A 12,614-nucleotide genomic window follows, 5' to 3' on the forward strand; every position below is an offset into this window, starting at 1 on the left:
TGGCGCTCGGTGCGGCTGCGCCGCACCATCGCTTGTGACAGTTGCGTAAGTCCTGACTATTTTGGATATGTTAAAAAAATTTAGCTGATGCATAATTGGGAATTAGCTCCGAACAGTTCACAGACGCTTATTTTCAATTCGGATCGCCGTAACTTTAATTAGCTATCAGCCCAACAATATTGAATTTCCCAAATTTTATATTTCTAGTCAACTTCGCTGTTGTTGGTTTCAGATCCTTGTAGAGCGATTTCAAAATTCATTCTCTGTTCAGCGTTACGCAAGAAATAACCACTAATCATAGCAGAAGCAAGAAGCCGACCCAGATTTTCCCGATTTGTAGTTACAGTAACACCAAAGTGTTCTGAAGGTAGATTACCCAATAGCCCTGTAATATTCCGTTCCATCACCTGAAAGACTTCCGCAGACGTGGGTTTAGATAGCTGGGTAACGGCCTCTGGACTCAAGGATTTAACGTATTGCCATAGTAAATCGTTAGTTTCTGATTCGCTATTAAAAAATTCTGAGACACGATTGGATGGGTTACTCATTATTTAGCTCCTTAACTACCACTATTGGCTGCGGTGCTTGTGATTTGAATATTAAAGGTCTGTTTTGGATTTGACTTAGTTATTTTCTCTTCCTGTCAACTAATGTAACAGCCTAGCGTCAGAGTGGAAGTAGGTGTAACCGTACAAAAGTCAGCGTATTTTCTCACCCCAATAAATAGAGTCAGGAGTGAGGAGTTAATTAAAAACTCATCACTCCTAAATCCTAACTACTAACTTCCCCTAACTTGCCAAATATTCATCCATGTTGGCTTTAGACTTGCGAAGTTTAGTTAAAGCTTCCCGCTCAATTTGCCGGACTCGTTCTCGGCTGATATTGAGTATTTCACCAATTCTAGCCAGAGTCAGCGCTTGCCCATCAGTTAACCCAAAGCGCAACGTGATCACTTCCCTCTGTTGTGGTGTGAGATCACCCATCAGGCGATCTAAGTCATAAGACAGGGAAGATTGCATGACGAACTCTTCTGGAGATGCTCCTGGATCTTCGAGCATTTCTCCAAGTTCGGTGTCGTAGTTATCACCCAGCCGCAAATCTAAGGAAAGGGGCAAACGCGCCTTTTCTAGATACTCTCGTACTTGTTTGGGAGTCAATTCTAATTCTTGAGCTAGCTCCCCAGCTGTTGGAGCGCGTCCCAACTTTTGAGACAATTGGCGCTGTGCTTTTTTAATCTTATTTAATTTTTCGGTGATATGGATAGGCAGCCGAATGGTACGGGCTTTTTCGGCTATTGCACGAGTAATCGCTTGCCGAATCCACCAATAGGCATAAGTAGAAAATCTGTACCCTTTGGTGGGGTCAAACTTTTCTACACCCCGTTGCATACCAATACTACCTTCTTGGATCAAGTCCAGTAAATCGACGTTGCGCTTGATGTACTTTTTGGCAACGGACACTACCAAGCGCAAATTGGCTTCTACCATCTTGCGCTTGGCAATTTCACCATCTGCGATCGCTTCGTTCAACTCTGCTGGTTGTAGCTTTGTCGCTTTGGCCCACTCTTCTAAAGTCGGTTGACGATCTAACTGGGTGGCAAGACTTTCCCTTGATTCGTGCAAAGCGCAGGAACGTTGCACCTGTTTACCATAGAAAATCTCTTCCTCGTGGGTTAAGAGTGGCACACGGCCAATCTCACGCAGGTAAGTCCGCACGAGGTCTGTGGCTGTCTGAGCGGTCTTCATGGCGCTACTCTTTGGTAATGATAGGTTTGGCGGTAGGGTCATTAACGGATAGATGCTTTATTTATTAGGGTGCTACCCAGTCAGACTGGGAAACATACTATGGTTTGCAACTTACGCGCCCGAGATACTCGGCTGCTCATAATAATCAAATTTAGGCTTCTTAACTGCTAAAACTACAGTTATTTGCTATTTTTCACAAGTATCTACGGTTAGATAAAAGGTCGCTTTTTAAACATTTTTCTATGGGAATCTTATTAATAATTGTAACATTTATGAGAATGTTTTGGCTAGATAGCGACATTAAATTTCCTGGTTGTTCCAGTTAATACAACGTCGCCCTCTATCTTAAGACTGACTAGAAGTCAATTTAAGAAATTATCTGGTTCAAATAATTTTCCTCATATTTGTTAAAGTATCTCAATGAGAACTATATTCATTCTCTTATAACAATTGTTTAATTTTTCTGGGATTAGGGAAGGTGGGGCCCCCTCTGGGGATAAGGGGTAATGGGGATTGAGTATTTGAAAAACTTTTTCCTAGTCCCCAGTCCCCAATCCCCAATTCCTATTGCTACTCCTTCGCGCAGTAATCTTGGATGGTTTTTACGTCCAAAGTCGTATTTTGTAAAGAACGGATGGCGGCGACGGTAGCTTTTGCACCGGCAATGGTAGTTATGATGGGAATTTTGTAAGCTAAGGCTGTGCGGCGGATTAACCTTGCATCAGTCTGGGCTTCTTCCCCTGATGGTGTGTTGATAATAAGTTGGATTTTCTGGTTTTTGATCGCATCTAGGACGTGGGGACGACCTTCATGGAGTTTTAACACTAATTCAATATTTAACCCCTGTTCAATAAGAACTCGGCGTGTACCAAGAGTAGCCATCACTCTAAAGCCCAAATCGATAAATTCCTTCACCACACCACTTGCAGCAGCTTTATCGCGATCGCTCATTGATACAAATACAGTTCCCGTCAGTGGTAAACGCTCCCCAGCACCCAATTCCGCTTTGGCAAAGGCCCGGCCAAAGTCGCTATCAATCCCCATCACCTCACCAGTGGATCTCATTTCTGGGCCCAATATTGTATCAGTTCCTGGGAATTTATTAAAGGGTAATACAGCTTCTTTTACAGCAATGTGGGTTGGGATAACTTCCTCAGTGAAGTGCAGCTCCTCTAAGGTTTTGCCAGACATAATCAAGGATGCTAATTTCGCCAACTGTACGCCCGTTGCTTTAGATACAAAGGGGACTGTGCGGGAGGCGCGGGGATTAGCTTCTAGAATATAAACTTGGGGAGAATAGCTGCTTGCACCCACAACGGCAAACTGAATATTCATCAACCCTACAACTGACAGCGCTTGTGCTAGCTGTACTGTCCAAGTGCGAATTTGATTGAGAACTGCTGGTGATAAGGAAATGGAGGGTAAGGAACAAGCGGAATCTCCTGAGTGAATTCCTGCCTGTTCAATGTGTTCCATAATGCCACCAATCACTACCCGTCCGGTATGATCAGCGATCGCATCGACATCGACTTCAATGGCGTTTTCCAAAAACTTATCAATTAAAATTGGATGTTCTGGTTCCACTAGTACCGCAAAGGTCATGTAGCGTTCCAACTCAGCATCGGAAAAGACGATTTCCATCGCCCGTCCCCCCAACACATAGCTGGGACGCACCACGACTGGATAGCCTATGCGTTTGGCAACAATCAGCGCATCTTCGTAACTCCGAGCGATACCATTAGGCGGTTGGGCAATATTCAACTGTTGGAGAATCTTTTCAAACCGTTCCCGGTTTTCTGCCATGTCGATGGAATCTGGTGATGTACCCCAAATTTTAGTGACCAGTCCAGAAGTGTTATTGCTAAGAAATTCTTGTAATGGAATAGCCAACTTCAGCGGGGTTTGTCCGCCAAACTGGATAATCACCCCAACTGGATTTTCAGTTTCGATAATGTTAAGAACATCTTCTTTTGTTAAAGGCTCAAAGTAAAGGCGATCGCTGGTATCGTAATCTGTCGAAACTGTCTCTGGGTTAGAGTTGACCATAATCGTCTCATAACCCGCATCCTTCAAGGCATAAGCGGCGTGACAACAACAATAATCAAACTCAATTCCCTGGCCAATGCGGTTGGGGCCACCACCCAAAATCAATACTTTTGGCTTGGTTGCAGGCAAAACCTCTGTTTCTTCTTCGTAGGTAGAATAGTAGTAGGGGGTAAATGCTTCAAACTCAGCGGCGCAGGTATCCACTGTTTTGTAAACTGGGATAATTCCTAATGACTTGCGGTAAGCGCGAACTTCATCTTCGGTAGTTTTGGTGGCATAAGCAATCTGGCGATCGCTATATCCGTCCCGCTTCACTTCATAAAGTTGCTCTTTTGTCAATTGCTGCAAGGGTGTCCGCTTCAGAAATTTTTCGACCTCTAACAGTTGTTGCAATTTATCCAGGAACCAGCGGTCAATACCAGTGAGTTCATAGATTTCTTCAATGGTCATCCCTTGCTGCAAGGCATGACGCACGGCGAAAATGCGATCGGGGTTAGGTGTTCGTAGTTGAGCGCGAATTTGTTCACCACTGGGTAATTTTTCGGCTTTGTCGCAACCCCAACCAGCACGTCCAGTTTCGAGCGATCGCAGTGCCTTTTGGAAGGATTCGTTGAACGTCCGCCCAATTGCCATTGCTTCCCCGACAGACTTCATTTGGGTTGTCAGCACTGGGTCGGAACCGGGGAACTTTTCAAAAGCGAAGCGGGGGATTTTTGTCACCACATAGTCGATTGTCGGCTCAAAAGACGCCGGAGTTTTCTTGGTGATGTCATTTTTAATTTCATCCAAGGTATAACCCACAGCCAATTTTGCGGCCATTTTAGCGATGGGAAAACCTGTGGCTTTGGAAGATAAAGCCGAACTGCGGGAAACGCGGGGGTTCATCTCAATTACGACCACATCGCCATTCAGCGGATTGACAGCAAACTGGATATTAGAACCGCCAGTTTCCACACCGATCTCGCGGATGATTTTAATTGCCATATCCCGCAGCCTTTGATATTCTTTATCAGTGAGGGTTTGCGCGGGAGCGACGGTAATGGAGTCCCCGGTGTGAATGCCCATAGGGTCAAGGTTTTCGATGGAGCAGATAATCACTACGTTATCTGCCAAGTCACGCATCACTTCAAGTTCATATTCTTTCCAGCCGAGTAAAGACTGGTCAATGAGAATTTGCGAAACAGGGCTGGCATCTATACCTACCTGGGCCATTTCTTCAAATTCTTCTTGGTTGTAGGCAATACCACCGCCACTTCCACCCATTGTGAAAGCTGGACGAATAATTAGGGGATAAGTACCAATTTGGCGGGCAACAGCTTTGGCTTCTTCTAAAGATTCGGCTGTGTCGCTGGGACACACAGCTACCCCAATCCTTGCCATTGCCTGACCAAACAGTTTTCGATCTTCGGCTTTTTCGATGGCTGGTAGTTTAGCGCCGATTAACTCAACGCTGTACTTTTCCAGCACACCATTTTTGGCTAAAGCAACGGCGAGGTTGAGGGCGGTTTGTCCTCCCATTGTCGGTAGTAGGGCATCAGGGCGTTCTTTTTCGATGACTTTTTCGACTAATTCCGGTGTCAGCGGCTCAATGTAAGTGCGATCGGCCGTTTCCGGGTCGGTCATAATCGTTGCAGGATTGGAGTTGACCAAAACCACTTCATAGCCTTCTTCTCGCAGCGCTTTGCAGGCTTGAGTGCCAGAGTAGTCAAACTCACAGGCTTGTCCAATCACAATTGGGCCAGAGCCTAATAGTAGAATCTTCCTGAGGTCGTCACGGCGGGGCATAGTCGTTGCCTTGGAGTATGAGAATACAAATCCTGATTATTTTAAGGGTCTTTACACCCTGTCGTGCTTTTTATTATTAAGTTTTCTAAGTTTGATGACAAAGTGGAGAGTGAGGAGTAGCAGTACTGAGTGCTGTTAGCAAATAGCTAGGGTTTAGCCCGTGCTGAGTAGGGAATCTCACTTCTTTAGTCAGAACTGGGAACTTGGAACTGTTTTGCCCCATGCCAATGCTCGATGCTCAACAATTATTTTGTATTTCTAATTTTATTTAATTGTCATGCTCAAACTTCTCAAGCTTTTGGGAATATTTATTATTTAAGTTGATGAGAGCTTACAACAAATTATCATTTATTCTGGCATATATCTGTCTGCTTATTCAGCACAAATAGATTACTTAGATAAAAATCTATTTTCACTAGCTAATTGCTAAATATTTTCAACATTAAATATTATGTGAATATGTTTACTTATATTAAAAATGGCAGAGAGATAGAGATACCATCTTCTGCCATTTTTTATAATATTTTAAGAGTTAGTACGGCCAACTTTTTCTTTCGGTCTAGGTAGACAAATCTAGATTATGGGAGTTTTAGCTTTGAGCAGCTTGGACAAACCCTAATGTTAAGCTGTCTTTCGCGAGGAAGTGAGATAAATGATAAGCACGTTCCTCAGTTTTCAACAAAATCTTTTCGTACAGATAGCGTGTGCCCCGATCGCCTAGACTCTCTGCCTGAGCAGCTTGACGACGAATTACGCCAAGAATAGCTTGTTCTGCGGCTAGGTCATTTTCTACCATTTGGCGAGAGGAATATACGCCTTCAGACTCTTGCTCAAAACAGGTTAATTCTGCTAATTTGCTAAAGGTCGCTACTGGCACACCACCTAGTCCATCCAAGCGTTCTCCAATTTCATGGATATGGTCTTGTACTTGGTTGTAGCTTTCGTTAAAAAACTCATGCAGAGAATAAAATTCTGAGCCTTCAACTACAAAATGATGCTTTTGGTACTGCAAGTATAGTGCCTGGAAACTAGCTAATACAACGTTGAATCCTTCTGTAACTGGAGCAGTTACGCTGTGATCCAGCAACACGGGATTGTCATATACATGACCAAAATTTCGTAACACAGTTTGCGTTTCAGACATTGTTCTCCTCGCTTTTGAGCAGTTATAGATTTTAACTGCTTATTCTTTACATATTAACATTTTAATAATAAGAGCAAGGCAATTTGCCATCACAATATTTTGTATTTTTGCTTACTAAAAGTCTCAAGTTTATTGTTTGCTGGATTATGGTATGCTCATCAAGTTATATGTATTTATTATTATTGTTGACATACAAATTCAAATGTGTTTAGGGGAACTGGGGAAGACAGAGTAGAATTATCTCCCTCATCTCCCTTGTTCCCCTTGTGCCAATACGCTTCGGTTAAGGATAATCGTAGGTTGGGTTGAAAAACGAAACCCAACCTACGGAGATTAAGGTTTTTCTGGCTAACACCAAGCGTATTGCCCCTTGTTCCCCTCATCTCCCTGATGGGATGACTGCAAGAATTTTATTTTTTTTCTAAAATTAATGAGAATTGTTTGCACTTAAGGTATGCTGGTTTTAAGAGGTTACACTCCTAAGACTTTCAAAAAGCAGAGAGTTAAATCGCGGTAGTTACTGCAAGTTTGTTGCACTTTGAGGGCAATTTTCTTGAAATCGTTTAGTTCAGAAATAGAAAGCAATCACCTTGTAGAGGTGAATTGGGCAGACCGCTGGCAAGTCTATCAACGCCTAAAGGAGTTAGATATTCCCTGTAGTTGTACGGCTAACCAGCCATTGAAAGTTGAAATTGGCTCTCCTATGACAGCTGTTCAACTTTGGAGTGTGATACGGCGATTAACAGCCTCTCGTCAAGACCAGATTTGGACTCTTGAGTGCTGCTGGCAAAGTCGCTACCAACAGTTCTAATTTTTAGCTGCTGAGAATATCTCGCTTGATAGGTTGTATTAGTTAAAAGGAGGTCAAAAGAATGGGTGCATCTCAGAGTATGGAAGTATCAGAATTTTGCCTTGAGGGCAGATTTATAAATTTTGTTATAAAAGATGGCTATAAGCTTAAAGGCATAATGCTGGGGACTCATGAGGGTGAGTCTTACATTAAACTAGCTAAACATTTACGGGCTGCTTTTGATTTACGGCTACCACCAGGGACTTGGCTGCAAGTTGTTGGTTATAAAAAGCATGATTTGAAGGATGGCACAGTCACTCTGAAAGCTGAACGGGTTATGGCGGCGCGTTCTGAGATAGGGAGAGTTGAAACGATCGCTCCAGTACAAGAACCCCCATCTATTGATAATGTCAAAGTAAAACCAGCTAAGACTAAAGCCACGATTTTGGTGTGTCAAAAGTCTGATTGTATGAAACGCGGTGGTAAAGGAGTTTGTCAAGCGTTGGAGGCGGCTTTAAGCGATCGCGGTTTAGAAGACCAAGTTACAATCAAGGGCACTGCTTGCATGAAAAACTGTAAAGCTGGGCCTAACCTAGTAATGCCAGACAAAACGCGCCATAGCCGAATTCAAGCGGCACAAATCCCTGCGTTGATGAATCAGCATTTTGGTGACAAGAGTTTGTCAGCACAGCCTGAAAATTCAAGGGACGTGGCAATATTTAATGGCAAGTTTTGCTGAAGTAAGTAGGTAGGCATGAATAAACGTAACTATGCAACAAAATGTAATATTGCTGAAATCTTTGTGATTGCTTTTCTAAGAAATGCTCTGCATAGCTTGCTTCTTGGCAGGAATACGTTTCACTCTCAATGACGTACTTGTGGATTTTCCCACCCACCTATTTAGTTAAATCTTGACATTTTAATGAGAAAGTTTAATAATATTTTCTCAAGTGTGTTCCATTAATACTCGGCATTAGACTTTTGCCAAGTATTTGCAAGAGTTTCAAATTAAGCGATCGCCTACGATTTGTCATAAGCAAGGCAAAGTAGTAGTTGCGATCGCTTAATATTTTATGTAATTGGCTTTAGCGATCGCAACTATTGGTAGCACTGTCTATCCTCATGTACCAAGTCATCTATAAATGGCTCACGTTCATCTTCTGACATACTTTCCTAATCTAAGCCACATTCAGCACACAAGTTACGTAATTTGGTTTGAGCGTACTCTATACGAAAATTGCGCTTTTGCTCACCTTGCTTTGCGAGGGCTAATAATACTATTTGTTTACTTTTTGGCGGTAGTTGCTTGAAGGACTTGTGCTAACTTTCATCTTTATCATCTACATCATCAATTCTTTTTAAGAATGCGTAAATTTCATCTAAAGTACTGTCATAAGGTTGATGTAACAGTACGTTAATATCTTTAGTTAACTGTTCTCTTTCGTGTGCTGGTTTCATTTTAATCATCCAAGCTTGGTTTGAGTTTTTTTAGATTCTTATTTCAGGGTATTAATAGATTTGACTGGTGATGCCAGTGGCGGGCTACGCCTACGCTTACACCCTTTCATTAGAAAGGCACAGTTGTAAAAGCGATCGCTTTATATTTTTAGTGGAAATTACATCACCTCAGTTAGAGAAGACTGCAACAACTGTCGCATAGATGTAGCCTGCACATGGTTAGGTAACACAGTTAAAAAGCCATTCAGGTCTTGGATTGCTATTTGGATTGCTATACGGATATCTAAGGAAGCACCTTGAGATAAGGTATGCCGATATAACTGCTCGGCTGGTTGATTATATTGAGCAGCCAAATAGTAAAGAGCTAAGTTAAAGGCATTACGCCAGTTTTTAGTATCTTTTTCGTAATGCTCTTTAGCCAGCTTCATAGCAAGCGCCAAGTCAGCCCGTGCTTTGTCTAATTGATTAAGTACTAAATAAGTTAAAGCACGCTCGTAGAAATACCAATCATCTTGGTAATGTCGGTTAAGTACAATGGCGCGGTCTAAATCTTGCGGTGCTTCATGGTAGCGCTGCATTTGTTGGTAAATAAAACCCCTAAATCCCGTGGCTGGTTTCCATTGGAAATTGCCGTCAAGTTCAATGGCACGGTTAAAGTCTTGCAGTGCCTCATTATAGCGTTGCATACAGCGGTAAATTACACCTCGATGTGCCAGCGCCCATTGATTATTGGGGTCAAGTTGAATGGCACAGTTTAAGTCTTGCAGTGATTCTGGGTAACGCTGCATAAAGCAGTAAATTACACCTCGATGTGCCAGCGCCCATTGGTCATTAGGGTCGAGTTGAATGGCACGGTTAAAGTCTTGCAGTGCTTCTTGGTAGCGTTTCATTAGGCGGTAAGCGATACCCCGAGTAGCGATCGCCCATTGATAATTTGGGTTAAGCTCAATAACACGGTTAAAGTCCAGTAGTGCTTCTTGGTAGCGCTGCATTTGGCAGTAAGTAATACCTCGAACTGTTAAATACTCAACTTCTTCAGGTACTAACTTTATCGCTTGGGTTAAATCTTCCAAAGCTTTTGAGTATTGATTAGATTGAGAGTAAATATAACTACGCCAATCTAACGCTACTGCACGTAATTTGTCTTCAAGACTAGCATCCCTTAACAGTGTCGTGAGCATTTCAGCCGCAGCTTCATAACGTTTGTCTTCATAAGTTTTTAACCAATTGGCTAGTTGCTCACCCCAACGCTGAACTTCAGCAGAATCCACATCTTTACCAGCCTGAAGCATTGTTGCTGCCCAATATTGGGCAAAAGTCCGTTGATTTTTGAGAGCAGCAAGAAATTCGTTGAGAGCTACAGGTAAGTACTTTTGTGGTGATTGGCATAAGCGGTGATACAAAACATTGAGTTTATGGCTTTGCCAAGTTTGATCTCGCCAAGTTTTTACTTGTTCTAATTGCAATTCCTTACCTAGCATGTCGTAATATTCTGCCAACTTGCTATGTAACTCAGCCCAACCTTGCGGCGATGAAAGGCGCTTGTGGCGTAACATTTGCGTTTTAACCACATCATGGTAAGCCCAGCCATCGGTGCGTTCGTTGACAAAGGATGTTTCTTTTAGCCAAGTAAATAGTTCATCTGCTTCTTGTTCTCCTCTTAACTGAGCTATAACATCTTGATTCAAACACCGTGGAATAGCAGCATCAAGCGCCACTTGTCGCCGCTTGGGGTCATCAACCCATTTTAAAAAGCGTTCTACAGCATTACTGCTAGGCTCAACTACTTGGTTAGGGTCATTGGGATGAGCATCTGCTAGCATTCCTACCAACAGAGGCAAATTTCCAGAAAGGCGCAAAATCACTTCAATAATGCGATTGTCTGTAATACCTTTCCGAGTTAGATATTGTTGGGCTTCTTCTTCTGTAAACTGTTCCAGAGGGAAACGAACAATTAACCCCTCGTAAGGGGCCCAATTATTTTTATCTAATTCCTGCCGACCGGCGATCGTTATCAATATATTGAGAGATACTTCACCGTGGCGACCCTCTAGAATTTCCCGTAGCCAGTTATCTAAGAACTCTCCGGTGCGTTCATAGGTATCAAAAAACAAAACAACACCAGTTTTCTCAGCAATTTTTAAAATATCTTGCAAAAATAGCGGAGTCAGAACTTCTTCAGGTTCTTGAACTAATAGCACCTCATTTTTATTTGTTATTTTTTTGGCAACATAAGATGCCCATTCTCCAGCTTGAGTAGCGAAAGCATCTTCATCTACAAAGTCAAATACAGCACCGCCAACGGGAACTCGACGCGCTAGACGCACACCAGTTTTTACCATAGTTTTCCCTACAAAAGCGGAAAAGCCTTGAGGAGCTTCTGGATCGGTTTCTAATTCGTGGCGTTTTTGGCGGTAAACTTTGTAGCGATCGCTAAACTGCGTTAGTTTGTGACCTTGGCGTTCTAACTCTTCAGCTAAACGACCCATGACTTCAGGTACAGTTTTTTCAGCTTCATCAATGTAAGCCGAAATAATTTTTGCTTCGTCGGCAATTTTGCGAAACTGCCGTAACAGTGTGCTTTTACCAACTCCACCTTGACCCCAAACGTTAAATAGAAAACGACGGCGATTGTCTTCTAATGGTAAAGCCAGATTTTGGCGAAATTGATTTACTTGGTCTTCACGACCCACAAAACCTGATTGTTGGCGCTGCTTAAGAATATCTTGTAGACTCTTGGGCTTGTTTTGTGGGTTCATTACAAGATTCAATTTTCAGGTGCTAGTGTTTACAAAATAACTACAAAATATACAAGGTGTATTTCGGAATTTACCAAATTTTTCTAGGTAATTTTTATGCGTTGACCTTCTGAGGCTCGATGTTGACCTTCTGAGGCTTAAAAATGCCTTTGCGACTGGAAGTCGCGGCTACACAGACAAAACCCGCCTGCGCGGGTTCCAAAAATGTTTTGATTTTAAAACACGAAAAGGGCATAACAATGTTATGCCCTTAGAAATGACGTGTATTTTAGCAAATAGGCAATTATATTAGTTGCCTATTTTAATTTTTAGCTTGCTGCGGTTTCGGGTTGCTTTTTCTTAGAACGGCGGTTAAACCTGCGTCCCATCTCATCAATAACTGCATCTAAACCTGTGACATCTCCGCTAGCTTTGGCATAGCTATAAACTGCTAATGCTGCTGCATACGCTTCGCTAGCAGCAGCTATACAGGTATCATCTACCAATTCTTGCAGTTGTGTTAGAGACAACAGCACCGGATACAAGTCCTCGTATATTTCCAAGTCCCGACGCATCTCTTCTAAATCAAAGTAACGAGGCAAAAAGTTAGGGTTCTGTGTCGCCACTTCTAAAGCTTTGCTGACAAAAGCCCGGCTTTTATCTCCCATTTTCAGCATTGTTCGCCGATCTTCGGGGGTCAAATCAACCAAAAATGGTAACTTTTCTTTAATTGTAGCGATCGCCTGCATGACTGCTTCTTTATCGGCTGGGGCTAAACTGGCACTGATCCTATTTTTTGCCATTTTTAATACTCCTTTAGGGTACTTAATTTCAGTATTCCCAAAGTTAGGATTTATGTAAAAATAACTTGAACAATTAAGTGACTACTTTGGGTTTGATAATATAGT

The 12,614-nt window shown here is 42.5% G+C and carries 9 protein-coding genes; 2 read left to right on the forward strand and 7 right to left on the reverse strand.

The features are described from left to right. Positions 1–203: 203 nt before the first annotated feature. From HWQ44_RS26115 to HWQ44_RS26130, 4 genes are all read right to left on the reverse strand, one after another. Positions 204–548, reverse strand: coding sequence for a DUF760 domain-containing protein (locus HWQ44_RS26115; protein WP_292724732.1), 345 nt, complete (start codon positions 546–548; stop codon positions 204–206). Positions 549–788: 240 nt separating this feature from the next. After that, a complete protein-coding gene (locus tag HWQ44_RS26120; RefSeq protein WP_292724734.1) occupies positions 789–1,745 on the reverse strand; it encodes an RNA polymerase sigma factor, RpoD/SigA family in 957 nt (318 codons plus the stop codon). Between the two features lie 570 nt (positions 1,746–2,315). Beyond that, on the reverse strand, positions 2,316–5,576 hold the full coding sequence (gene carB / locus HWQ44_RS26125) for a carbamoyl-phosphate synthase large subunit (RefSeq protein ID WP_292724736.1): 3,261 nt from the start codon (positions 5,574–5,576) through the stop codon (positions 2,316–2,318). Positions 5,577–6,165: 589 nt separating this feature from the next. Further along, a complete protein-coding gene (locus HWQ44_RS26130) occupies positions 6,166–6,720 on the reverse strand; it encodes a Dps family protein (RefSeq protein WP_292724737.1) in 555 nt (184 codons plus the stop codon). A gap of 553 nt (positions 6,721–7,273) precedes the next feature. On the opposite strand from HWQ44_RS26130, the gene HWQ44_RS26135 reads away from it, so the two are divergent. Both HWQ44_RS26135 and HWQ44_RS26140 read left to right on the forward strand, forming a co-directional pair. Beyond that, a complete protein-coding gene (locus tag HWQ44_RS26135) occupies positions 7,274–7,531 on the forward strand; it encodes an Asr1405/Asl0597 family protein (RefSeq protein WP_292724738.1) in 258 nt (85 codons plus the stop codon). A 61-nt stretch (positions 7,532–7,592) separates the two neighbouring features. Further along, positions 7,593–8,249, forward strand: a complete 657-nt coding sequence (locus tag HWQ44_RS26140; RefSeq protein WP_292724739.1) for a (2Fe-2S) ferredoxin domain-containing protein — start codon at positions 7,593–7,595, stop codon at positions 8,247–8,249. Between the two features lie 581 nt (positions 8,250–8,830). On the opposite strand, the gene HWQ44_RS26145 is transcribed toward HWQ44_RS26140, so the two are convergent. From HWQ44_RS26145 to HWQ44_RS26155, 3 genes are all read right to left on the reverse strand, one after another. After that, complete coding sequence (locus HWQ44_RS26145) at positions 8,831–8,968, reverse strand: hypothetical protein (protein WP_292724741.1); 138 nt, start codon at positions 8,966–8,968, stop codon at positions 8,831–8,833. A 158-nt stretch (positions 8,969–9,126) separates the two neighbouring features. Then, on the reverse strand, positions 9,127–11,727 hold the full coding sequence (locus tag HWQ44_RS26150) for a tetratricopeptide repeat protein (RefSeq protein WP_292724743.1): 2,601 nt from the start codon (positions 11,725–11,727) through the stop codon (positions 9,127–9,129). A gap of 308 nt (positions 11,728–12,035) precedes the next feature. Further along, a complete protein-coding gene (locus HWQ44_RS26155; RefSeq protein WP_292724745.1) occupies positions 12,036–12,509 on the reverse strand; it encodes a hypothetical protein in 474 nt (157 codons plus the stop codon). Positions 12,510–12,614 lie beyond the last annotated feature (105 nt).

Origin of the sequence: Nostoc sp. JL34 (assembly GCF_017114945.1) — a bacterium.
GTDB lineage: Bacteria > Cyanobacteriota > Cyanobacteriia > Cyanobacteriales > Nostocaceae > Nostoc.